25 protein-coding genes are annotated in these 23,135 nt (G+C 63.8%); 4 read left to right on the top strand and 21 right to left on the bottom strand.

Features of this window, described 5'->3' with window-relative positions:
* Positions 1 to 34 precede the first annotated feature (34 nt).
* Genes V6B08_RS06565 through V6B08_RS06530 form a run of 8 tightly spaced genes read right to left on the bottom strand, consistent with a single transcriptional unit; the run spans position 35 to position 6,819 of the window.
* The gene (locus V6B08_RS06565) at positions 35 to 922 is read right to left on the bottom strand and encodes an ABC transporter permease (protein WP_341978963.1); all 888 of its coding nucleotides are present in this window, start codon (positions 920 to 922) and stop codon (positions 35 to 37) included.
* An 18-nt stretch (positions 923 to 940) separates the two neighbouring features.
* Positions 941 to 1,744 (bottom strand): ABC transporter ATP-binding protein, encoded by an 804-nt coding sequence (locus V6B08_RS06560; protein ID WP_341978962.1) that lies wholly within the window; start codon positions 1,742 to 1,744, stop codon positions 941 to 943.
* A gap of 24 nt (positions 1,745 to 1,768) precedes the next feature.
* On the bottom strand, positions 1,769 to 2,785 hold the full coding sequence (locus V6B08_RS06555) for an ABC transporter substrate-binding protein (RefSeq protein WP_341978961.1): 1,017 nt from the start codon (positions 2,783 to 2,785) through the stop codon (positions 1,769 to 1,771).
* Between the two features lie 32 nt (positions 2,786 to 2,817).
* Complete coding sequence (locus V6B08_RS06550) at positions 2,818 to 3,165, bottom strand: cupin domain-containing protein (protein WP_341978960.1); 348 nt, start codon at positions 3,163 to 3,165, stop codon at positions 2,818 to 2,820.
* A gap of 2 nt (positions 3,166 to 3,167) precedes the next feature.
* Positions 3,168 to 4,199, bottom strand: a complete 1,032-nt coding sequence (locus V6B08_RS06545; protein ID WP_341978959.1) for a quinone oxidoreductase family protein — start codon at positions 4,197 to 4,199, stop codon at positions 3,168 to 3,170.
* Between the two features lie 4 nt (positions 4,200 to 4,203).
* Entirely contained in the window at positions 4,204 to 5,124 is a 921-nt protein-coding gene (locus V6B08_RS06540; protein ID WP_341978958.1) for a beta-keto acid cleavage family enzyme, read from the bottom strand.
* 16 nt (positions 5,125 to 5,140) lie between these two features.
* Entirely contained in the window at positions 5,141 to 5,902 is a 762-nt protein-coding gene (locus V6B08_RS06535; RefSeq protein WP_341978956.1) for an SDR family NAD(P)-dependent oxidoreductase, read from the bottom strand.
* Positions 5,903 to 5,928: 26 nt separating this feature from the next.
* Positions 5,929 to 6,819 (bottom strand): dioxygenase family protein, encoded by an 891-nt coding sequence (locus tag V6B08_RS06530; RefSeq protein ID WP_341978955.1) that lies wholly within the window; start codon positions 6,817 to 6,819, stop codon positions 5,929 to 5,931.
* Between the two features lie 87 nt (positions 6,820 to 6,906).
* Between V6B08_RS06530 and V6B08_RS06525 the strand changes: the two genes are divergently transcribed.
* Positions 6,907 to 7,974 (top strand): LacI family DNA-binding transcriptional regulator, encoded by a 1,068-nt coding sequence (locus tag V6B08_RS06525; RefSeq protein WP_341978954.1) that lies wholly within the window; start codon positions 6,907 to 6,909, stop codon positions 7,972 to 7,974.
* 2 nt (positions 7,975 to 7,976) lie between these two features.
* Here the strand turns inward: V6B08_RS06525 and V6B08_RS06520 are convergent, their stop codons facing one another.
* From V6B08_RS06520 to V6B08_RS06485, 8 genes are all read right to left on the bottom strand, one after another.
* On the bottom strand, positions 7,977 to 8,567 hold the full coding sequence (locus V6B08_RS06520; RefSeq protein WP_341978952.1) for a PAS domain-containing protein: 591 nt from the start codon (positions 8,565 to 8,567) through the stop codon (positions 7,977 to 7,979).
* A 79-nt stretch (positions 8,568 to 8,646) separates the two neighbouring features.
* Entirely contained in the window at positions 8,647 to 9,261 is a 615-nt protein-coding gene (locus tag V6B08_RS06515) for a flavin reductase family protein (RefSeq protein ID WP_341978950.1), read from the bottom strand.
* A gap of 13 nt (positions 9,262 to 9,274) precedes the next feature.
* Entirely contained in the window at positions 9,275 to 10,261 is a 987-nt protein-coding gene (locus V6B08_RS06510) for a quinone oxidoreductase family protein (RefSeq protein ID WP_341978948.1), read from the bottom strand.
* A gap of 16 nt (positions 10,262 to 10,277) precedes the next feature.
* Complete coding sequence (locus V6B08_RS06505; RefSeq protein WP_341978947.1) at positions 10,278 to 11,102, bottom strand: sulfite exporter TauE/SafE family protein; 825 nt, start codon at positions 11,100 to 11,102, stop codon at positions 10,278 to 10,280.
* Between the two features lie 180 nt (positions 11,103 to 11,282).
* Positions 11,283 to 12,677: a dihydropyrimidinase gene (gene hydA, locus V6B08_RS06500; RefSeq protein WP_341978946.1), complete on the bottom strand. Its 1,395-nt coding sequence runs from the start codon at positions 12,675 to 12,677 to the stop codon at positions 11,283 to 11,285.
* A gap of 5 nt (positions 12,678 to 12,682) precedes the next feature.
* Positions 12,683 to 13,432 (bottom strand): aspartate/glutamate racemase family protein, encoded by a 750-nt coding sequence (locus V6B08_RS06495; RefSeq protein ID WP_341978944.1) that lies wholly within the window; start codon positions 13,430 to 13,432, stop codon positions 12,683 to 12,685.
* A 4-nt stretch (positions 13,433 to 13,436) separates the two neighbouring features.
* The gene (locus tag V6B08_RS06490) at positions 13,437 to 14,729 is read right to left on the bottom strand and encodes an amidase (protein ID WP_341978943.1); all 1,293 of its coding nucleotides are present in this window, start codon (positions 14,727 to 14,729) and stop codon (positions 13,437 to 13,439) included.
* On the bottom strand, positions 14,726 to 15,883 hold the full coding sequence (locus V6B08_RS06485) for an MFS transporter (RefSeq protein WP_341978942.1): 1,158 nt from the start codon (positions 15,881 to 15,883) through the stop codon (positions 14,726 to 14,728). The genes V6B08_RS06490 and V6B08_RS06485 overlap by 4 nt, the downstream gene beginning before the upstream one ends.
* Before the next feature lie 35 nt (positions 15,884 to 15,918).
* Here V6B08_RS06485 and V6B08_RS06480 point away from each other — a divergent pair, with 35 nt between their 5' ends.
* On the top strand, positions 15,919 to 16,269 hold the full coding sequence (locus V6B08_RS06480; RefSeq protein ID WP_341978941.1) for a hydroxyisourate hydrolase: 351 nt from the start codon (positions 15,919 to 15,921) through the stop codon (positions 16,267 to 16,269).
* A 2-nt stretch (positions 16,270 to 16,271) separates the two neighbouring features.
* Here V6B08_RS06480 and V6B08_RS06475 read toward each other — a convergent pair whose 3' ends face one another.
* From V6B08_RS06475 to V6B08_RS06460, 4 genes are read right to left on the bottom strand one after another with little or no spacing between them, the layout of a single operon-like run.
* Entirely contained in the window at positions 16,272 to 17,087 is an 816-nt protein-coding gene (locus V6B08_RS06475; RefSeq protein WP_341978940.1) for an ABC transporter permease, read from the bottom strand.
* A 4-nt stretch (positions 17,088 to 17,091) separates the two neighbouring features.
* Entirely contained in the window at positions 17,092 to 17,964 is an 873-nt protein-coding gene (locus tag V6B08_RS06470) for an ABC transporter permease (RefSeq protein ID WP_341978939.1), read from the bottom strand.
* Entirely contained in the window at positions 17,964 to 19,007 is a 1,044-nt protein-coding gene (locus V6B08_RS06465) for an ABC transporter substrate-binding protein (RefSeq protein WP_341978937.1), read from the bottom strand. The genes V6B08_RS06470 and V6B08_RS06465 overlap by 1 nt, the downstream gene beginning before the upstream one ends.
* A 21-nt stretch (positions 19,008 to 19,028) precedes the next feature.
* A complete protein-coding gene (locus V6B08_RS06460; protein ID WP_341978936.1) occupies positions 19,029 to 20,147 on the bottom strand; it encodes an ABC transporter ATP-binding protein in 1,119 nt (372 codons plus the stop codon).
* Between the two features lie 209 nt (positions 20,148 to 20,356).
* Here V6B08_RS06460 and V6B08_RS06455 point away from each other — a divergent pair, with 209 nt between their 5' ends.
* Together V6B08_RS06455 and V6B08_RS06450 are read left to right on the top strand one after the other, a co-directional pair.
* Complete coding sequence (locus V6B08_RS06455) at positions 20,357 to 21,703, top strand: amidase (RefSeq protein ID WP_341978935.1); 1,347 nt, start codon at positions 20,357 to 20,359, stop codon at positions 21,701 to 21,703.
* A complete protein-coding gene (locus V6B08_RS06450; RefSeq protein WP_341978934.1) occupies positions 21,703 to 22,422 on the top strand; it encodes a maleate cis-trans isomerase family protein in 720 nt (239 codons plus the stop codon). Before V6B08_RS06455 ends, V6B08_RS06450 begins: the two co-directional genes overlap by 1 nt.
* Here the strand turns inward: V6B08_RS06450 and V6B08_RS06445 are convergent.
* On the bottom strand, positions 22,412 to 23,122 hold the full coding sequence (locus V6B08_RS06445) for a GntR family transcriptional regulator (protein ID WP_341978933.1): 711 nt from the start codon (positions 23,120 to 23,122) through the stop codon (positions 22,412 to 22,414). The genes V6B08_RS06450 and V6B08_RS06445 overlap by 11 nt on opposite strands.
* Positions 23,123 to 23,135: the final 13 nt, after the last annotated feature.

Here is a 23,135-nt window from a genome sequence, read left to right as displayed (position 1 = left end):
GGTCAGCCTATAGGAACATTACAGCATCAGGCCTCTAGCCGCGCTGCATGCCCCAGCGCCGCACGGTGCGGTTCTCGATGAAGCGGAAGATCACGCCATCGACGAACAGACCCACCGCCATCACGGTCAGCAGGCCGGCGAATACCGAGGCCGTGTCGAGCAAATTACGGTTCTCGAAGATGAACCAGCCAAGGCCGCCACGGCCCGAGGAGACGCCGAAAACCAGTTCGGCGGCGATCAGGGTGCGCCAGGCGAAGGCCCAGCCGATCTTGAGCCCGGCGAGGATGGCAGGGAAGGCCGCCGGGATCAGTATCTCCAGAATGTAGCGCAGGCCCTTGAGGCCGAAGGTCTGGCCGGCCATGCGCAGGGTCTCGGATACCGAGAGAAAGCCGGTATGGGCATTCAGCGCCACCGCCCAGAGCACGGAATTGACAATGACGAAGACCAGCGACGGTGTGCCCAAGCCGAACCACAGCAAGGCCAGCGGCAGCAGCGCGATGGCCGGCAACGGGTTCAGCATCGCCGTCAGCGTGGCGAGCAGGTCGGTGCCGATGCGGGTGGAGACTGCCAGCGTGGTGAACAGGCAAGCCAGCACCACGCCCAGGCCATAGCCGATCAACAGCACCTGCAGCGTGACGGCGAGACGCGCCGGGATGACACCGGACTGGATACCCTCCCATAATGCTTCCAGCGTGGCGGTGAAAGGCGGCACGGTGAGCGGGTTCTGCAGCCAGCGGGCATAAAGTTCCCAGGCCAGCGCCAGCAGCACCAGGATCACCGCCTTGCGGAAGGTGCTGGAGCCCCAGAGGCGTTCGCCGAGTGGCAGCGGGCGGGCGATATCGCCGATCACGGCAGCGGGCAGGCCCTGATGTTCGTATTCCGGCCGGATCGGCGGCTCAAGTTTGGCAATGTTAGCAGACATGATTAACCCCGGGGATATTCAGTGCGATACGGCGCCGTCGCCGAATAGCATGCGGCGGATGCTGCCACAGAGTTCGTGGAAGCCGGCGCCCTCGCGATCCTCATGGCCGAAGGCGTGGCTGTTCAATTCGGCGCGCACCTGGCCGGGATGCGGCGACAGCACGCAGATGCGGTTGCCGAGGATCACCGCTTCCTCGATCGAGTGGGTAACGAATACCAGCGTGAAGCGCACATCATCCCAGAGCTGCAGCAATTCATCCTGCATCTTGCGCCGGGTGAGCGCATCGAGCGCCGCATAGGGCTCATCCATCAGCAGCAGCTTCGGCCGCATCGCCATGGCGCGCGCAATCGCCACGCGCTGCTTCATGCCGCCAGACAACATATGCGGAAAACTATCGGCAAATTTCGACAGGTTCACCTTGGCCAGGATATCGCTGGCACGCTGCATTGCTTCGTGCCGCGCCACGCCATTCTTGAGCATCGGGAAGGTGATGTTCTGCTGCACGGTCTTCCAAGGCAGCAACTGGTCGAACTCCTGAAACACCATCATGCGGTCTGGGCCCGGCTCGGTGATCACCTTGCCGTTCAGCCGCATCTCGCCCTCGGTCGGCTTGAGAAAGCCGGCGAGCGTCTTGAGCAATGTGGATTTGCCGCAGCCCGAAGGCCCGAGCAGGACGAAGCGGTCGCCGGGGTGAATATCAAACGACACCCGGTAGGTGGCGGTGATAAGAGAATCCGGCGTCTTGTACTGCAACGTCACACCGTCCACCTCGACCAGAGGCTTGCCGGCGAGATTTCCCTGCTCGAGCGCGGGCCGCGACATTTCCACGTTCCTTCCCCCTAAAGACTAGCTACCCTGGCGGCCATGCAGCGCCGGGGCATAGGCATCCTGCCAGCGGGCCGGCGGCGCCTTGAGCTGGCCGATGCGGCCCATGAAGTCGGCCACCGCCTTGATACCGTAGACGCCGGTATCGAACTCGTCCTTCAGTTCGACCAGCAGGGCCTGCACATCCTCAAGGCTCATCGTCTTCTGCGGCTCGACCTTGAGATAGATTTCGGCCGCGCGCTTCGGATCGCCCGTAATGATCTGCGAGGCTTCAGACAACGCCGCCACCATCACGCCGGCCATCTTCGGATTGGCATCCAGCGTTTTCTTGGTGGCACCCATGGCGAGGAAGGTGGACTTACCGCCATAGATGTCCGTCGTCGTCATGACGCGGGAAATCTTCGGATTCTTCAGCGCCACCTGAGTGAAGGGCGCCGAAGAGAAATAGGCCGTCACTTCGGTCGAACCGCCAGTCACCGCGTTCAGCGCTTCCGGATGCGGCAACGCCACCACCTGCGGCTTCAGCTTGTCATGCTGCCCGATGCCGAATTCCTTCTCGGCGGCGATCTGCAAGGCATACATCTGTGGCGACACCAGCGCCGGCATGGCGATGCGGTCCTTTGCATCGAAATCAGCGAGCTTCTTCACATTCGGCTTGTTGGTCACCAGCACCAGCGGCAGGGTGGTGACACCGGCGACGCCCCAGATCTGCTGCGGCGTGCCCTTGGCGCGCTCCCAGGCGATCAGCATCGCGGCAGTGCCGTAGACGCCGTAGTCCACCGAGCCGGACAGCACGGCATCCTGCATGGCGCCGGAGCCGGAAAAGCTCTGGTAGCTGGCTTTCAGGTCGATACCCTGGGCCTTCGCGTGCTTCTCGACGAGTTGCAATTCGCGCAGCAGGAAAGTGGGCAGGAAGCCGATGCCGAAACCGATGCCGATCTTCACCTCGGAAGACTGGGCGCGGGCGATATGCGGCAGACCCAGCATGGCCGAGGCGGCGGTGGCTTGCAGCAGGTGGCGACGATTAATCGTGATCATTGGGCGTTCCTCTTATTTTATTATGCTCGGTTTCAAGGTGTGGGTTTGGGTAAGGGCATCGCCAGCAGGATGGTTGCCGGCTTGTTGGTATTATTCTTCAAGGCGCGGTTTTCGTTCGGCGCGATGCGGCAGGAATCCCAGGGCAGCAGGGTTTCCGTGCCGGTATCGGATTCGATGGTCACGGCACCATCGAGCACGACATAGAATTTCTCTTCCGGTGAAGCGTTGAAGGTGGTGTGGCCGCCCGGCAGCAGATGCGACACGCCGAGCCACAGCATTTCCGCCGGGCCGGCATCGCGGCCCTGGAGACGAAACATCTTCATGTCGAAATGGCCCGGCGCCTCGTAGGGCTTGGCCTTATCAAAACGGGTGACATGCATGGCTATTCCTCCGGCACCAGCACGACGCGCTCGGGCGAGGAACCAATCACGGTCATGTAGGCTTCCTTGGCGGCGCTGAAGCGGTAGGTGAAATCAGCGTGAATCGGGAATGGCTTCAGCTTGCCGCTGGCGAAATGCGGCGCCATCTCGCGCAGCAGTTCCGCCGATTCCACCGCCGTGAAGGCCAGCGTATCGATGCCGACATAGGTGTGGCGGCCGCGGTAAAAGGCGAAGATGTCGAATTCGACGATCTTCTTCACCGCCGCGATGAAGATCTGCCGACCCTTCAGCGCCAGCGCCGCCGTGGCCGCGGCGTAATACGGATCGCCGACGGTGTTGTAGACAATGTCCGCGCCTTTGCCATTGGTCAGTTCGCGCACCCGCGCCGCCACGTCGCAAGCGGAATGATCCAGCACCTCAACTGGCGCATTGGCATGGCCGCGATAACCTTCAGGCTTGCGCACCACGCCGATGACCCGCGCGCCGCACAGGGTGGCGATCTGGATCGCGGCCTGGCCGACTTTGCCATTGGCACCCATGATCAGCACAGTCTCACCGGGCTTCGGCATGCCAGCGCGGCGGAAACCTTCCCAGGCGGTGACGAAGGGCACGCCGATACCGGCGGCCTCGACAGCGCTCAGATTGGCCGGCTTCGGCGCCAGCGCACCGTTATCCAGCAGCAGATGCGAAGCATGGCTGCCATCGCGCCGGATACCAACATCGCCACCGGTGCCGAACACTTCCTGGCCGATCAGGTCGGCAGACCCCGCCACCACCACGCCGGCGAAATCGCGGCCTGGCGTGCGCGGGAATACGGCATAGGGCATCATGCCCATCGCTGCTTTCACATCGGAAGGATTCACACCCGCCGCCGTGACCCGCACGATGGCCTGGCCATCGCGCTCGATACGCAGCGGAATTTCCTCTTGCGTGAAGCGGATATTCGCCGCTTCGCCGCTTTTTTCATGCAGCCGCAAGGCACGGGCCAGCACATCCCCGCGCGCCTTCATCTTGGTATCCGCCACAGCACTCATGGCCTCAGCCCGCCGCCCGGAAGGAGGAACCACTCAGACGGGTCGGCAGGCCGACAATCTCGCGCGCTTCCTCCGGCGTGGCGATCTGACCGCCCATGTTCTCGATGATCAGGCGCGCCTTGGTCACCATGGCGGCATTGCTCGGCGCCAGGGTGGTGCGGTCGAGCATGATGGCATCCTCGAGGCCGACACGGACATGGCCGCCGGCGAGGTAGCTCTGCGCTGCCATCTGGAAGGCATGGCGGCCAACACCGAAGGCAGTGAACTGCGCATCGCGCGGCAGCAAGCCACGGGCATAGAGGATGGTTTCCGGGCTGGGCTGGAAGCCATACTTGATGCCAAGCACGAAGGAACACAGGATCGGGCCCGACAGCGAACCATCGGCAAGCATGTCATTCATCAGCGCAATATCTCCGGAGTCGAACAGTTCGATTTCCGGCTTTACACCGGCCCGGGTCATCACATCCGCCATCTTGCGCACATTGCCGGGCGTGTTGATCACCACTTCCTTGCCGGAATTCATGGTGTTGAGGTCCAGCGTGCAGATATCGGGGCGCAGCACCTCGATATGCTCGACGCGCTTGAGTGGATGGCACAACGTGGTGCCCGGCGCGGCCACCTTGGGATCATCTTCCGAGGGCACGAAGCGGCCGCCAGGACCGGTGGTGAGGTTGAGAATAAGCTGAGTGTTCTTGGCGCGGATACGCTCCACCGTCTCGCGGTAATGCGCCAATTCCATCGAGGGCCGGCCATTATCGGGATGGCGCACATGGATATGCACGATGGCCGCACCAGCTTCCGCAGCACCCAGGCAGGCATCGGCGATCTGTTCCGGTGTGATCGGCAGATGCGGCGTATGTTCGGGCTTGGTCTGGTTGCCGGTCACCGCGCAGGTGATGATGACCTTGTTCTGAGTCGGACGCATGGCGGTTTCCCTCGGGCTATAGGCTGCGACCGCCATCCACCACCAGGGTGGTGCCGGTCGAGAAAGTGAGATGGGTGCAGCAAGCCAGCACGGCAGCGGCGACATCCTCGGCCGAGGCAACGCGCTTCAGCGGCGTGGTGGCAGCCGTCTTGGCATTGAATTCGGCGCCACGCCCCGGCACGAAACCGGTATCGACGACGCCCGGCGCAACGCCGAGCACCCGCACTTCCGGCGCCAGTACGCGGGCCAGCGACTTGGTCATCACGTCGATACCGGCTTTTACCGCACAATAGGCGATGCTGGAGCCATTGCCGGTGGCGCCGGCAATCGAGGAAATAGACACGATCACGCCGTCACCGCTGGCCTTGAGCAGCGGCACAAAACTGCGGATAGCAGCGAACTGGCCACGCCAGTTGACCGCGAACATGCGGTCGATCAGTTCATCATCCAGCGCATCAAGGTCACCATGCGCCACCGGTTTGGTGAAACCGGCAGTGTTCACCAGTACATGCAGTTTGCCGAAGCGCGCCTGCACGACATCGCGGAGCGCTACCAGGCTGGCGGTATCGATAACATCGGCGGCTTGCGCGAAATGTCCCTGGCCAGGCAGGCCTTTCAGCAATTCAGCCGCCGCTGCTTCGCCCTTGGCGCCAGCGCGGTGGGTGACGATCACGGTGGCGCCAGCTTCGGCAAACAGCTTGGCCGAGGCGGCGCCAATGCCGCCGGTGCCACCGATGATCAGTGCGACTTTGTCTTTCAGGGAGTGAATCGAGGACATGGATGCTTTCACTTGATGGGCGGCCGTTACTTAATCGGTGGGTTGGGCAGCACGGCTTCGCCGGGCTCCATGACGAATTCATGCTCAAGCGAATACCACTCGCCACTGACATCAGCGGCAGGCGGTGTATCGCGGCGCAGGCGGTAATCACCAACCAGCGGCTTGGTGACGCCAAAAACCACATCGCTTTCGAGATACGGATCGCCCTGCACGAAGACTTGAGTGATCAGCGTCTTGTAGCCCGGCTTGTGGAACAGGAAATGCAGATGCGCCGGGCGATAAGGGTGGCGCTGCTGCGCCGCCAGTAATGCCCCCACCGGGCCGCTCACCGGCACCGGATAGCCCGCAGGCTTCACGCTGCGGAAGGAAAAACGCCCTTCTGCATCGGTGATGAAATTGCCGCGCAGATTCATGTCTGCCTGGCCGGCATCCTGGTTTTCATACATGCCGACCGGCGAAGCATGCCAAACATCGACATAGGCGCCGGCAATCGGACGGCCGCTATTGTCGCGGAGCCGGCAATCGGCGAACAACGCCGGCCCCGGCGTTGGCGAACGTACAATGGAGGCGCCGGATTCGGTTTTGGGTGCATTCAGGCGCCAGAACGGCCCAAGCAAGGCCGCCGCGGTTTCGCTGTCGCCGACCGTGCCGTTGTTCAGCAGGCACACCAGCGTGGAAAAGCCGATGGCATCGGAGGCCAGGATGGCTTCGTTATGGCTGTCGTTGGTGAGCTTGCCGAGGCCAATCAGGAATTCGATGCCGCGTTCCCATTCCGGCTCGGTGAGGTTCACCTCGCGCGCGAAGGCGTGCAGATGCTTGACCAGCGACGCCATGACTTCGCGCAGCCGCGCATCCGGCGTATTGGCCATGGCGGCCAGAACGGCGGGCGTGACATCCTGCTCTGTCTCGATGACCACGGTGTTTCCTCTTAACTCTTATGATTATGCAATCGTTTGCATACTGCAATCGTTTGCAGTTGTCAAGCGAATTGCTAAGATCGCGTCATGCAGAATCGTCCGCCTGCCCGTACCGCCAGCCGCCAGCCAACCACCGTGAAGCCAGCCACATTGAAAGCCGTGGCGGCGGCAGCCGGCGTGCATCTTTCCACCGCCTCCCGCGCGCTGGACCCGGCCAAGCGGCATCTGATTGCCGCCGAAGTTGCCGCCCGCATCGAGGCCGAGGCGCGCCGGCTCGGCTATCGCCGCGATGCCGCCGCCGCCAGCCTGCGCACCAAGCGCTCGCGCCTAGTCGGCGTGCTGGTGCCCGATATCGCCAATCCGGTATTTTCACCGATCATTTCCGGCGTTTCCGAGTCGCTCAACGCCCAGGGCTACTCCACCATCGTCGCCGATGTCGGCTCCGACCCGAAACGTCAGGCGGCGCTGGTGGATGAACTGATCGCCCGCCGTGTTGATGGCCTGATCCTCGCCACCGTGCGACGCGACGATGCCGTGCTGCGTCACTGCCTTGAAACCCGCCTGCCGGTGGTGCTGGTCAACCGCGCCGACGAGTCAGGCCGCGTGCCGGCGGTGGTGAGCGACGACCTGTATGGCATGAAGCTGGCGGTGGACCATCTGGTGGCACTGGGCCATCGCCGCATTGGCCATATCGCCGGCCCGGCGCATCTTTCCACCGGGCATCTGCGGCGCCAGGGTTTCGAAGCGGCGATGAAAGCCCATGGCCTGAAAATTCCGGCCGGCGGCATCAGTACGGCCAAGGCCTATGAACGCGAGGCCGGCGAGAGCGCCGCTGCGGCCTTGCTGGACATCAAGCCCAGGCTGAGCGCCATCGTTGCCGCCAACGACCTGCTGGCACTGGGCCTGCTGCGGGCCTTGCGCGCGCGCGGCCTTACCTGCCCTGGCGACCTCTCCGTGGTCGGGCATAACGACATGCCGCTGGTCGACATGATCGACCCGCCACTGACCACAGTGCGGATCGGCCCACGCGAGATGGGCCAGGATGCGGCTAAATTGCTGCTGTCGGCATTGGAGGGTCAGCCCGGCGACCCGGCGCAACGGGTTATGCTGCGGCCCACACTGATCCCGCGCGCCTCCACCGCCGCCTTGAAATAGGGCTACTGAACCGGGCGGGTTTCCTGGCGCTGGCTCGGCACCATCGAGGGGATGCCGGCGCCGATATCGATGAAGCGCATGCCCTCGCCTTCCTCATAGGAATCCGGGTCGATGGCTTCGCCCTCGGGAACCCGCTTGCGCCGGGTGAGGAAAGAGATGCTGCACAGCATCAGGCTGGCATTCTGGTCGCCGTCCTGGCGGATCGGCGCACTGACGATCTCCACCGGCAGCACACCCCCCTGGCCGAGCCGCAGCCAGTAATAGATCACGGCGCAGCAGGGCTGAGCCACCTGGGCAATGGTGAGGTGGGCGCGCCAGGAACGGTTCTCGCGCGAGGTGAGATCAAGATAATTGAGGCCGGCGAGATTGACGCCGAGCTGCTGCGTCACCGCCTCTCCCACCCAGTCAATGCTAATATTGTCATGGCCGCGCACATTCAGCAGCAGGCTGGTCTGGGCCAGAGAGCCGAGTGCCTCCAGGTCCATGTCGCGATGTTCCGGCAACATGCGGCCCCGCCGCCAATCATTCCAGATGGCAAGGAAATCCCGGCTGCGGGAGGAAAGCGGCGATGGCAGGGAAGCGACGAAATCCATGACGATGCAACTATAACCCGGCAGGCGGAGCCGGTTAAGTCGGATTTCGCCCCAGCCGGAAAATTGGCTGCATCAACCGTTAGTCAGGCCGGTTCATGGCGAAGACCTCGTCGACGACGCAGTAATCCATGTAGCCCAGCCGTGCCAGCGGCCGCAGCTTCTTGATATCGACAAAACCGCCCGTCAGGACACTTTCATTGATATGAACACCAACCACTTGGCCGAAAACCACGAAATTACGGCCACCCGGCGTATTGCACGGAATCTCGACCGTCTGCAGGTAGCGGCATTCCAGATGCACCGGCGACGCCTTCACCCGCGGCGGCTTCACCAACACCGAAGGCTCCATCTCGAGCCCGGCAGCCTCGAATTCGCTCACCCCGTGGGGGAGATGCGCCGAGCTCTTGTTCATCGCGTCGCGCAGGTCATAGGTGACCAGATTGCAGACGAACTCGCCCGTCGTCTCGGCATTGCGCTGACTGTCCTTCACGTTTTCGCCACGCGGATTGAGGCCGGCGCCAAACAGCACCACCGGCGGATCGCTGCTCATGGCGTTGAAGAAACTATACGGCCCCAGATTCGGGCGCCCCTGGTCGTCGATGGTGGAAATCCAGCCGATCGGGCGCGGCGCCACCAATGCCTTGAACGGGTCGCGCGGCAGGCCGTGGTTACGCTTACTGGTTTCGTAGAACATTGCAGCAGTTTCCTTATGGAATCATCAGCAGCGCGCCGGTGGTGGCACGGGCCTCGGCATCCTGGTGCAGCTTGGCTGCTTCTTCCAGCTTGTAGCGACCGCCGATGCTCACCTGCACATGGCCGGCGGCGATGGCGGCGAAAACCTCGGCAGCATTCTCGCGGAACACCGCCGGATCGGCATTATGCGGAAATACCGATGGCCGGGTGAGGAACAGGCAGCCCTTCTTGTTCAGCAATTCCGGCTCGATGGCTGGTGCCGGACCTGAGGCCGCGCCATAAAGCGCCACCAGACCGAAGGGCGCCGTGCAATCCAGCGATTTCATGAAGGTATCGCGCGCCACCGAGTCATAGACGACGCGTGCCTTTTTGCCGCCGGTGGCGGCCAGGAAGGCCTCGGGCCAATTCTCTTGGCGATAATCGACCGCCGCATCGGCGCCGGCGGCACGCGCGATGGCACATTTCTCCGGCCCGCCTGCCGTGCCGACAACAAACGCCCCCAGGGCCTTAGCCCAGCGGCAGAGAATCTGGCCGACGCCGCCCGCTGCCGCATGCACCAGTACGATATCACCGGGCTGCACACGATGGGTCTTGCGCAGCAGGTATTGCGCCGTCAGCCCCTTGAAGATCAGGGCCGCCGCCTGCTCGTCGCTCACCGTATCGGGCAGCTTCACCAGCTTTTCCGCCGCCACCACGCGGTGGTCGGCATAGGCGCCAAGGCCGGCATTCATATAGGCCACGCGGTCGCCAGCCTTGAGGCCACTGACCTCCGGCCCCACTTCCAGCACCACACCGGCTGCCTCATGACCCAGGCCGCTGGGCAGCGGCAACGGGTAATAGCCCTTGCGCTGGTAGATATCGATGAAGTTGAAGCCGATGGCGGTCTGGCGCAGCAGCACCTCGCCCTTGCCAGGCGGGTTCAGCATTTCGGTTTCCAGCAGCATCGCTTCCGGCCCGCCGGGCTGGCGCAGGCGGATGACACGGGCTTGCGGACGGGTCATGGCGGACGAGCCTTTCTTAATAGCCGATCAGGCTGGTGAGGAAGCGCAGCGAGACCAGTGTGAGGAAGATACCAAAGGCGACTTCCAGGCGGCGCTTGGGCAAGGCATGTGCCAGGCGGGCACCGATCGGCGCGGTCCAGATGCTGGTGGGCACGAACAGGATGAAGCCGATCAGCGACACATAGCCGAGCGCCAGCGGCAATTGCAGCGCTGCAACTTCGGGATACTCCGCCATCTTCGGCCAGCCGGCATAGATATAGCCGATAGCGCCGGGGATCGAGATCAGGATGCCAAGGCCCGCCGAGGTGGCGATGGCTCGGTGGATGCTGTAGCCGTGAAAGGTGAGGAAAAGATTGGAAAGCTGGCCGCCACCGATACCCATCAGGGACGACAGCACGCCGATCACCAGGCCATACATGCGCATCGGCCATGCACCAGGCAGCTTGTCGCCCAGGCGCCAGCTATCCTTGCCGAAGATCAGCCGGAAGGCCGAGACGCCGGCCACCAGCACGAAAACCAGCTTGAACAGATCGGGCGGCGCATAGCGCGCGATCAGGCTGCCTCCGGCAACACCGAGCACTACCGGCACGGCCCAGAGCCGCACCACGGCCATGTCTACAGCACCCTTGGCGCGATGCGCGTTGAACGATCGGATCGAGGTGGGAATGATGATGGCCAGCGAAGTGCCGACGCAGAGCGGCATGCGCGCCGCTTCCGGCACACCCATCAGGTTGAACAATTCGTAGAGCACCGGCACGATCACCGCGCCACCACCGACGCCAAACACGCCAGCCAGAATGCCTGTGATCGCGCCTGCCGCCAGCAGGGCAACGGACAGCATGAGAAGTTCGGAAAGCGGAATACCAAAAATCATGGGGGAGACTCGCGGGACTTTTTACAACAGGAGGTGAGGCCCACCGCACATAGCATGCAGCGCTGCGCCCGTCAGCCTTGTGCGCCAAGCCGCCTATGCTGCGGCGCGGCAATTCCCGGAATTCCGGTGCTAAATTTCCTGTAAATCTCAGCCTGGGCGGGCGCAGCGCAGGAATTGCCCACGCCCCTGGCGACCTACCGGCTCACCGGCGTCCGCCACCACTTCGCCGCGCGACAGCACCAGCCCCGGCCAGGCGCTGACCTCGATCCCCTCATACGGCGTGTAATCGACATTGTGATGCAGCTTCGCATTCTCGATCCGGCGCGGACTGCCCTCGTCCCACAGCACCAGGTCAGCATCGGCACCAACCGCAATGGTGCCCTTGCGCGGATAGAGGCCATAGAGCCGCGCCGCATTGGTGGCGGTGAGCGCGACGAAACGTTGCGGGCTGATGCGGCCTTTCAGCACGCCCTCGGAATACAGCAAGGCCAGCCGGGTCTCGAGACCGGGAATGCCATTGGGAATCTTCGAGAAAGGCGGATTGGTGCCAGCAACGAACTTGCCTTGCGGACCTGCGAAGCGGAAAGGCGCATGGTCGGAAGAGACGATATCGAAGGTACCGTTGGCCAGCCCGCGCCAGATTGCATCCTGGTTGGCCTTATCGCGCGGCGGCGGCGAGCAGATGCATTTCGCGCCTTCGCAATCGGGCTTGTCGAGATCTTCTTCCGAGAGGAAGAGATACTGCGGGCAGGTCTCGGCATGGATGCGCAGGCCGCGCGTCTGGGCCCAGCGGATCTGCTCGGCCGCTTCCTTGCCCGAGACATGCACGATCAGGATCGGCACATCCACCAGTTCGGCAAAGCTGATGGCGCGATGCGTCGCTTCGCGCTCCACTAAAAAGGGCCGTGCGGCGGCATGGTATTTCGGCGCGATGCGGCCAGCGAGTTCCAGCCGCTCGGTCAGCCAGGCGATGGCATCGGTATTCTCGGCATGCACCATGGCCAGCGCCCGCTCGCGCCGCGCCACATCCAGCACCTCCAGGATCTGGCGATCGTTCAGCTTCATGTCGTCATAGGTCATGTAAAGCTTGAACGAACTGTAGCCCTCCTCGATCAGCGCCGGCAGTTCCTGGCCCAGCACCGTGGCGGTGGGATCCGAGACGATGAGATGGAAGGCATAGTCGATCATCGCCTTGCCATCCGAGCGGGCATGATAATCAGTCACCGCCTCGCGAAGCGAATGGCCCTTCATCTGCGCCGCGAAGGGAATCACTGTCGTTGTGCCGCCGCAGGCCGCCGAACGGGTGCCGGAAATGAAATCATCGGCCATCACTGAGCCGTCGCTCATCGGCTGGTCCAGGTGGCAATGGGCGTCGATGCCACCGGGCATCACGGTACGGCCCGCTGCATCGATCTCGCGATGCCCAGGGCCAAGGCTGCGGCCGAGCGCCTGGATCACGCCATCACGGATACCGATATCGCAGGTCATGGCATCGGCGGCCGTCACCGCATGGGCATTGCGCAGCACCAGATCGAAGTCCATCGCGTTCAGTTCTCCCCGCTCATCAATCGCCGCAAGGCCGGCGCCACGCCATCGGTCGGCTTCGGTGCCGGCTTACGGAAAGTGCCCTCCGTCGCCTTGCGCGGGCGTAACGCCGCCAGGGCCTCCGCCTGCTTCACCGCTGCGGCCACACCATCCACCACCGGCACCGGAATACGGTCGGCGACCCGCCCGGCGAGCCCCGCCAGCGGCGCACCAGCCAGCACAATCACATCGGCCTCGTCGCGCTGCACCGCCAGGCGCGCCAGTTCCACCAGCAGATCTTCCTTCTCTTCCTGCACATCGCCAATGCTGCGGAAACCGCCTTCCAGCAGGCGGATGCCAGCCAGCCGGCCGCTGAGCCCGTGATACTCGACACATTCGCGGTACCAGGGACCGAGGGCCGACGCGAAAGAGACGACAGCGAAGCGACGCCCGAGCATGCAGGCGGTGAGCATCGCCGCCTCCGCCATGCCGATCACCGGGATCGAAAGCAATTCGCGCGCACCGCCAAGGCCCGGATCGCCGAAAGCGGCGATCACAGCGGCATCATGGCCGGCCTGATGCTCGGCCAGCATTTCCAATGCCACCTGGGCGCCAACCACGGCTTCGGCGCGGGTGGCGATATAGGGCACACCATGGGGTGCGGTTTCGAAGGTTATCACGGTGCTCGGTGCCGCTGCCTGGCGGGCGGCGGCGGCGATGCGGTCGGTGATACTGACCGAGGTATTCGGATTGACAAACAGCAGCTTCGCCATCGCCCTATTCCTTAGCCAACACGGCAACAATCTCAGCGGCGAGATCGAGCAAGGCTTCGTCCTGCAGGCGCGGGCCGACCAGTTGCAGGCCGAAAGGCAGACCGGCCGCATCCTTGCCGCAAGGCAATGAGATAGCCGGCACCAGTGCATGATTGAACAGCGGCGTGAATACCGCATGGCCTCGCGGGCCGACCGGCTGGCCGGCAATCTTCTCCGGTCCGATCTGGTCGAAGCCCCAGGGCGCACAGGGCACCGTGGGGCAGATCAGCCAATCGACTTCCTGGAAAAAGGCCGCCAATTTGAGCATCAATTGCTCGCGCAGCAGCAAGGCGCGGCCCAAAGCTGGGCCATCGTATTTCAGGCCGGCCTCGATCTGTGCCGCGATATTCGGATCGAAGCGATCCGGCTCGCGCGCATAGGCTTCGCCATAAAGTGCCGCCAGGCCAACATGCTGCAACGGCATCAGGCCGGCCTCGCCGCTATCCTCCGGCCAGGTGGGATCGCGGCGCACAATCTCGAAACCCGCCGCCTGCAATTTTGCCACCGCCTGCTCCAGGCCGGCGGCAACCACCGGTTCCACCGGCCAGTTCATGCCGAGTGTGGGGCTGAAGGCGATGCGGCGGCCTTTAGCGGGACGCGAGAGGCCGGGCACGCTGTAGGCGTCCGCGCCATCCTGCACGCCGAGCACAGCGAAAACCCGACGCATCACGGCCATGCCTCGGGTGAGAATGCCGATCACGCCATTGGCGAAAATCGGTTCAGCGAAACCATGGGCATGGGGAATGCGGCCACCGGAAGGCTTGAAGCCGATCAGGCCGCAATGCGCCGCCGGCCGCCGTGTCGAGCCGCCTGCATCGGTGCAAAGCGCGAAATCGCCGATGCCGGCTGCGAGCGCGGCGGCAGCACCACCGGACGAGCCCCCCGGCGTCAAGGCATGATCCAGCGGGTGCCGCGTCGGACCATAGACTTTGTTGCGCGTGACGCCCATGCAGGCGAATTCGGCACAATTGCTGATGCCGAGCAGCAGCGCACCGGCAGCGCGCAACAGCGCAACACTGGACGCATCGCGCGGCGCGATGAAATCGCTGAATAGCGGCGAGCCTTGCGTGATGCGCCGGCCCTCGACCCAGATATTGTCCTTCACTGTGTAGGACAGGCCATAGAGCGGCAGATGCCGGCCTGATGCATCAAGCGCAGCGGCATCGCGGCGCACCTGGCCAGCATCGAGATCGACCACGGCATTGATCGCCGGATTGACCTTGGCGATATGCTGAAGCTGTTCTTCTACTGCAATCATGCTCTCCTCCCCAGAAGTAGCGGCACGCTGGCAGCAATACAGAGCAGGGCCAGCGCGGCATAGCCACTGCCGAGACCGAAAACCGGGCCGAGGCCGGCGAAGCAGAGCGGCCCCAGCAGCAGGCCGCTATAGCTGGCGAGCAAAGCCGCACCCGTGGCGGCGCCTACCTGGCCCTCAGGCGCCAGCCGCGCCACTTCGGCCAGGAAAATGCCGTTCCAGCCGCTGGCCGAGAGGCCGAACAGGAAAGCCAGTACGTGCAAAGCGGCACGGCTGAGCGATGGCCCCGCGGCAGCCAGCAGCAGGGCACAGGCCGCCATGCTTAAGCCCAGCAGCGCGATCAACCGCGCGGTGGTCAGAAAACGCCCGGCGACAAGTCCCCAGCCAAGCCGCCCCACCAGTCCGCCGCCCTGTGCCAAGGCCAGCCACAAGCCAGCTTCCATCAAGGTGAAGCCCAAGGCACCGACACCGTAGGAGACCAGATAGGCATTGAGCGTGAGCTGCATCGCCGAGAAGGCCAGCGATGCACCGGCGAGCAGGCCTAAGCCCGGCACACTTTTCAGCAAGGCCAACGCGCCGCGCATGTCGAGCCGCGTGGCATGACGCCGCGCCGCTTCGTCGAGCCGCACGCGCAGCGGCTGGAACAGGCCGGCGGCAATCACCGCAAGCAAGGCGATGCCGAGGCAGCCGAGCCGCCAGTCGACCAGCACGGCCAACGGCAGCAATACCGAGCCGAGCATGGCACCGATCTGGTTGCCGGTCTGGCGCACCGAAAAGACCAGCGTGCGCTGCTGCGGTTTCGCCACCAGGGCGAGCACCGATGAACTGGCCGGGGTTTCCGGCCCGAAGGCACAGCCGAGCAAGAGCGCGGCGCCAATCAGGCCAAGCGGCGAACCGCTGGCAACGCAGAGCATGGCAATGGCGACCAGCAACAGGCAGATCTGCGCCACCCGCACCGGGCCGATGCGGCCACAGAGCAAGCCGCCATAAAGCGAGGCCAGTGCGCCAAGGCCGAATACGGCGGCATTATACGGCCCGAGCCAATGGGCCGAGAAACCAGGCAGGCCCGGCGCCAGCACCGGCACGGCGAAGACACCCATTGCCACCAGGCCCTGCAGGGCAGTCATCGCACCCAGTGGCGCCGCCAGGGCATTCATGGCAGACTTTCCATGCAGCAATCAGGAGTGCGGAAATGAGCAAGGCCGGCGGTATTTCGATCCATGGCGTGGATGTGGCGCGCGGCATGCCGGCCAAGGGCCTGCGCGTCGAACTGCATCGTCTCAGCCCCGATGCCGCGCTGGTGGCCGATGGCACATTGGCGGGCAATGGCGCGCTGGATCATGCCACGGTGCGCGGCGATGGCATTATCGCTGGTGAATATGAAGTGCGCTTCCATGTCGGCGCCTGGCTCAAGGCGCAGGGCGCCACAATCGGCATCCTGGATGTCGTGCCTTTCCGCTTCACTGTCGCGGCGCCCGAACAACACTACCACCTCCCGTTCAAATTCACGCCCTGGGGCTTTTCGCTGTTTCGCGGGTCGTGAGATCAGCTCATCCGGCGCGACAGGCCGGTGAAGCGTTCCATCAGCACCATCAGGAACAGGCTGAAGAACACCAGCACGCCGGAAACGGCGGCAACGCGCACATCCAGCGTGTTTTCCATGGTCTGCCACATGCGGATCGGCAGCATCTCGTTGCGCGCATCCGACAGGAACAGCGATACCGGCACATTGTCGAAGGACGACATGAAGCAGATGAAGGCACCAGCCGCGATGCCGCCCTTGATTGAAGGCAGCGTGACACGCCGGAAAGTGTAGAACCGCGACGCCCCCAGGCTGGCGGAACATTCGAGCAGCGAGGCATCAAGCTGGCTCAAGGAAGCCAGCGTGGTGCGGAAGACATAAGGCACGCAGACCACGACATGCCCGATGGTAACGGTGGCGAATGACAGCGGCAGTTGCATCACGCTGAAGAACATCAGTGCCGCCAGACCGAAAGCCAGCGCCGGCAATACCAGCGGCGACATGAACAGCGATTCAAGCGCTCGCGCCGTGGCAGCCCTGGAGCGCGACACGGCATAGGCGGCCGGCACCGCGAACAGCATCGAGATCAGCGTGGTGGCAATGCCGACCTGCAGGCTGTTCCAGGCGGCGGCCTGAATCTGCCAGGCATCGACCAGCGATATGTACCAGCGCAGCGAAAAGCCCTGCGGCGGGAATTTCAGCGAGTAGCTGTCGGTGAAGGACACGATCAGCACCACCGCCGTGGGCGCGATTACCAGTAGCAGGGCGATAACAGCCAGCAGGCCCATCACGGCATAGAAGCTGATGGTATCGAAATCATGACGACGCCCGGCTTTCATGATTCTATCCCTGCAAATGCCGCCGCGAATAGCGGCCCAGCGTGTTGAAGGCGACGATGCAGAGCAGCACCGAGATCATGAACAGAATCGAGATTACCGCCGCGAACGGCCAGTTCTGCAGGGTGAGTGACTGCTGGTAGATATACATCGGCATGTAGAGAAGCTGGCCGCCGCCCACCAGGCTCTGGGTGATAAAGGCGGTGACAGCAGCCGAGAAGGTAAGCACGCTGCCGGCGATGATGCCGGGCAGGCAGAGCGGTAGCACGACGCGAAAGAAGGTGCGCCACTTGCCGGCGCCAAGCGCGGAAGACGCGGATTCCAGGTTGGGGTCCAGCTTCTGCAAGGTATCGATCAGCGGCAGCACCATCAGCGGCAACTGCACCTGGGCCAGCGCCACCACGAGGCCGCCATGGGTATAGAGCAGTTTCAGCGGTGTTTCGGCGAAGCCAAGTTCGATCAACGCGGAATTGACGATGCCCTGGCGACCCAGGATGACGATCCAGGCAAAGGTGCGCACGATCACGCTGGTCAGCAGCGGCAGAATGCTGATCAGGATGATCAGCGATTGCAGGCGCGGACCGACCTGGCGGTGCAACCAGGCGAGCGGGAAACCCAGCAGCAGGCAGAGCGCCGTGGTCTCGAGGCCAAGCCGCAGCGTCTCGAACAGCACGCCAAGCGCGAAGCCATCGGTGAGGAATTTGCGGTAATTGGCGAAGCCCCACTCGGTCATCGCCTGGTCGTTATGCAGACTGACCGCGAACAGCACCAGCAAGGGCGCCAGGAAGAACAGCAGATAGAAACCGCCGAGCGGGAGGGCAAGCAGGCCCTCCCGCGGCGTTGCGCGGCCAGTCGTCAAGACAGGGGCCGCGGCAGACATCAGACCTTGATCTCGCGGTTGAAGCGTTCAATCCAGGCCGAGCGCTGCTCGTTGATCTTCTTCCAGTCCTGGAACACGAAGCTCTTCTGCAGATCATCCGGATCCTTGGCCAGCGCCTTGGAAATCTCACCCTCCATCTTCACCTTCTTGTTGGTCGGCACGATCAGGTAGGGGCTCTTCATCAGCGTGGTCTGCACCTCGGGGCTCATCGCCGATTCGATCAACGCGGCCGCCAGCTTGGCGTTCGGCGAGTTCTTGACGATGTGGATCGAGGTCTTGAAGGCAATGGCGCCGGTATCAGGCTTGACGAACTCTACCGGCACACCGCGCGCGCGCAGCAACTGGATGGCATTGAAGTTGCCAGGACCGATATCGATCTGGCCCTGCTGGTACAATGTCGCCAGCGCACCCGGATTCGCTGCCACGGCGGCGAGGTTGGGCTGCAATTCCTTCATCGCCGCAAAGGCCGGATCGATATTGCTTTCGCCGCCGCCGCGCAGCTTGGCGATTTCCACCATGAAGCCGGTGCCGAGCGTGGAATTCAGATTGGTGATGCCGACGCGGCCCTTGAATTCCGGCTTCCACAGATCCGACCAGCTCTTCGGCGGCGTCTTCACCTTCTCGGGATTGTAAGTGATGCCCACCGCCTGGAAGAAGATCGCCGGCCCAAGCGGATCCTGCGCATCGGGCATCAGGTCGGCGTAATTTTTGCTGCCGGCCACCGGGAAGGGCTCGACCAGATCCTGCGCAATGGCAACCAGGGCCGGGCCCGGATCATGCAGCATCACGTCGATCGGCGGATTGCTGCGCGCGGCGGTCACTTTGGCAATCTGATCCACCGAGAGCATCGGATCGAGCGCCATGTCCGCATTGCCATTGGCCTTGCGGAAATGCGGCACCAGCACGTCGCGATGCGCTTCCTCCCAGCTGCCGGTGAAGGTGGCGAATACCAGGCGGCGTGCCTGGGCCTGGGACATGCCGGGGAAAAGCGACATGGCGGCCACTGACAGGGCAGTGGCCAGGGTTTCGCGGCGGCTAAGCATGATGTCGGCTCTCCTTGAGGGTCAAATGGCGGGAAACAGGGTGACGGTTGCGGTATTGATCGGCGCCAGCGCCACCGGCTGACCCGAGGGGCGTGGCTCGGCGCCACTGGAACGCGGCTCGGAAATCTTCAGGCCACTGCCATCGGCAAGGCGGATTTCATGCACGATGGTGGCGCCAAGCGGCAGGCCGAGTTCGACATTGCCCACGAGCGGTGCGCTCCCCTCGACGAAACGCAGATTCTCTGGCCGGATGCACACCACCACATCGGCGCCCGGCGCAATTTCGGTGCTGGGCGCGGCCAGGATCAGTTCGCCGCCGGCGGCCAGCGCCACCTTGGCCTCATTGCCCTGCAAACCAACCAGCTTGCCCGCAAGTTTGTTGGCAGTACCGACGAAAGTGTTCACGAACAGGCTTTGCGGCGTGTCGTAGATGGCGCTGGGGCTGCCGAACTGCTCCAGCCGGCCCTGCGCCAGCACGGCGATGCGGTCGGCCATGCTCAGGGCCTCTTCCTGATCATGGGTAACCAGGATGGCGGTGATGCCAGCGCGCTGCTGGATGCGCTTGATCTCGATCTGCATGTCGAGGCGCAGATTCTTGTCCAGTGCCGAGAACGGCTCATCCAGCAGCAGGATGCGGGGCCGCACCGCCAGAGCACGGGCCAGGGCAACGCGCTGCTGCTGGCCACCGGACATCTGTTTCGGATAGCGCGCGGCGAGATGGCCCATCTGCACCAGCGCCAGCATCTCGGCGACGCGCGCCTCCTGCTCCGGCTTGGGCACGCCACGTGCCGCCAGACCATAGGCAATATTCTCCGCCACGGTGAGATGCGGAAACAATGCGTAATTCTGGAACACGATGCCGACTTCGCGCCGGCTCGGCGGCAGGTGATCGATGGCGCTGCCGCCAATGATGACGCGGCCCTGGCTCTGATTGATGAAGCCGGCGATGATGCGCAGCAGCGTGGTCTTGCCGCAGCCGGACGGCCCGAGCAAAGCCACCAGCTCGCTGCCGCCGATTTCCAGGGTGACATCATCGACCGCCTTGGCGGCGCCAAAACGATGGGTGATCGCGTCCAGCGTGAGCGCATGCCCCGCTTCGCGTTGACCTTGAACCTGAGACCCCGGCGCTGTAGCGTGCATGTGGGCGGTCCGCTTTGTATCCAATTTCAGTTTATTCTGTTCACAATCCAGTTAGCAAGAGGCATACCAACTCGCACGCCGAAAGGACGAGTCATGCTGTTACAAGGGGTTAGGCCAAAGGTGTGGCATGGGCGGCAAAACACCGCCCATGTCGGTGGCGAATTTTTGAGCAGCAAACGTGGTCAGCGGCGCGGAATCGAGGCAGCGGCATGACTGATGCCACCGCTCTCGTTGCGGCCCTGAAAAACGGTAAGCGCGATGCCGCCAGTCTCGCCACCGATTGCCTGGACCGCATCGCGCGCGGCGATACTGCGTTGAAAAGCTGCCTTGCGGTCGATGATACAGCGCCCTTGGAGGCCACCAAAGCCGGCGGCCCGCTGCATGGCCTGCCGCTTGGCGTGAAGGACCTGCTGGCCACCAAGGGCCTTCGCACCACGCAAGGCTCAAGCCTGTTCAAGGATATGGTGCCGGAGCGCGACGATCCGCTGATCGCGCGGGTGCGTGCTGCTGGCGCGGTGATTCTGGCCAAGACCAACACGCCGGAATTCGGCTTCGGCGCCCATTGCACCAATCGTCTGGCCGGTCCGACAGGCAACCCGCATGACCTGACGCGCTCTTCTGGCGGCTCCAGCGGCGGCTCGGCGGCAGCGGTGGCCGCCGGCCTGCTGCCGGCTGCCATCGGCACCGATTTCGGCGGCTCGGTGCGCACGCCTGCCGGCTTCTGCGGCGTGGTCGGCTTTCGCCCGACGCCAGGCCGGCTGGCGGCACCAGAACGTCCGCTGGCCTGGGATGCCCTGCCGACTGCCGGCTTCCTGACCCGCAGCACGCGCGATGCAAGGCTGCTGCTGGATGTGCTGTCCGCGCCCGATATGCGCGACCCGCTTTCGCTGCGCGCCTGGCCACAGCCTGGCAACATCACCGCGCCTCGCATTGCCGCGAGCGAGGATCTCGGTGTGGCGCCAGTGGCAGAGACTGAACGCGCGGCATTGCGCGCGGCAGCATCAACCCTTGGCGGCGTGGCAACAGCCCATCCCGATTGCAGTGGCGCCGTTAATGCCTTCAAGATTCTGCGTGCCGCCCATATCCATCAATCGCTCTCATCGTTGCGCGACCGCTTTGGCGATCAGCTTACCGAAACCGTGCGCTGGAACATCGCACGTGGTGACCACCTTACTGCCGCCGAATATCTTGTCGCCGAGCGCCAGCGCGGCGCATTGCATCGCCGCTTCCTGGATTTCTTCGATCGCTATGATTTCCTGCTGCTGCCGGCGGCCAGTATCGAACCCTTCCACCATGATGCCGGCGAAGTGCTGGAAATTGATGGAATGCCCCTGCCCAGCGTGATCGACTATCTTGCCATCACCTTCATCATCTCGCTGAGCGGCTGCCCGGCCCTGTCGCTGCCCTATTGGCCGGAAGGCCGCGCCGTGCCCTTCGGCCTGCAGATCGTTGCCGCCCCAGGCGCGGATCATGCGCTGCTGGATTTCGCCGCCGGCCTGGAACAGCGACCTGCTTTCGGCTTCCGCTGCCCGGCCTTCTATATGGGAGATTTCTGATGCGGCGCCTGCGCCTCGGCATGCTCACGCCTTCCTCCAACACCGCGCTGGAGCCGGCGACCTACAGGCTGCTGGCGGAAACGCCGAACGTGACCGCCCATTTCGCCCGTTTCCCAGTGACGGAAATAGGTCTGGGCGACAAGGCACTGGGGCAGTTCGATGCCGCGCCCATCCTGGCCGCGGCGGAATTGCTGGCCCATGCCAAGGTGGATGTGATTGCCTGGAACGGCACCTCGGCAAGCTGGCTCGGCTTCGAGCGCGACCAGGCGCTCTGCGAGGCGATCACCGCGCGCACCGGCATTCCAGCCACCACCGCCATCCTGGCGCTGAACGAACTCTATCGCCGCCTCAGCGCCAAGAGCTTCGGCCTGGTGACGCCTTATACCGATGACGTGCAGCAAAAGATCATCGCCAATTATACCGCCGCCGGCTGGGCCTGCCTGGCCGAGGCGCATGCGGGCTTAAGCGACAACTTCTCATTCGCCACGCTGCCACCCGAGCGCATCGCGGCAATGATCGAGCAGGTAGCAGCGCGGCAACCTGATGCCATCGCCGTGGTCTGCACCAATATGGATGCGGCATTCACGGCAGCGGCACTGGAGCGGCGGCTTGGCATTCCGGTGCTCGATTCGATTGCCGTGACGCTGTGGGGCGCACTGGAGCGGCTTGGCGCCGACAAGACGCCATGGCGCCGCTTCGGAAAACTATTTAGCCTCTAGACCGCTTCTTGGCTGGCATGCCAAGCGCGCTGGCAAGGTCATTGCCGCGCTGCGCCGGCTCGTTCAAGTCCATGTCATGTTCGACATGCTCGAGATGCCGGCGCATGATCGCGGCAGCGGTCGCCCCATCCTTGGCGATGATGGCGGCGACAATCTGCTCATGCTCATCGGGATGGCAGGCGGAATCATCGCCACGTGCATAGAGCAGGATGGCCAGGCAGGTAAGCGCCTGCAATTCGGTGAGCAGCCGCACCAGGATCGGATTGCCGGCCACGTCCGCCAAAACCATGTGGAATTCGCCGGTCAGGCGCACCAGGGTAGCGCGGTCGTTGGAGCGCCTGGCAGCATTCTCGGCTTCAAGATGCTTGCGCAGCCGGCGCAGACCGGCGGTATCGGCCAGACGCGCGGCCTCGGCGGCAATCTCCGGTTCCACCATCTGACGCACCGCCAGCACCTGGCGCGCTTCCAGCCGGCTTGGTGCCGCTACCGAGGCACCCTTGTTTGGCCGCTGCACCACGATGCCATCTTGCGCCAGACGCGCCAAAGCCTGACGCACCACAGTGCGGCTGACGCCGAACAATTCGGCCAGCCGTTCCTCGGTCAGTTTCTCGCCCGGCTGGAGCCGACGCTCGAAAATAGCCTGCAGGATACGCTGTCGGATCGGGGCTTCTGAAACCCCACGGAGGTCGTCGGATGGCATGCTTAACCCAGAT

Source organism: Ferrovibrio sp. MS7 (genome assembly GCF_038404985.1).
In the GTDB taxonomy this organism is placed as follows: Bacteria; Pseudomonadota; Alphaproteobacteria; order Ferrovibrionales; family Ferrovibrionaceae; genus Ferrovibrio; species Ferrovibrio plantarum.
This window is presented reverse-complemented; position numbering and strand designations above follow the sequence as displayed.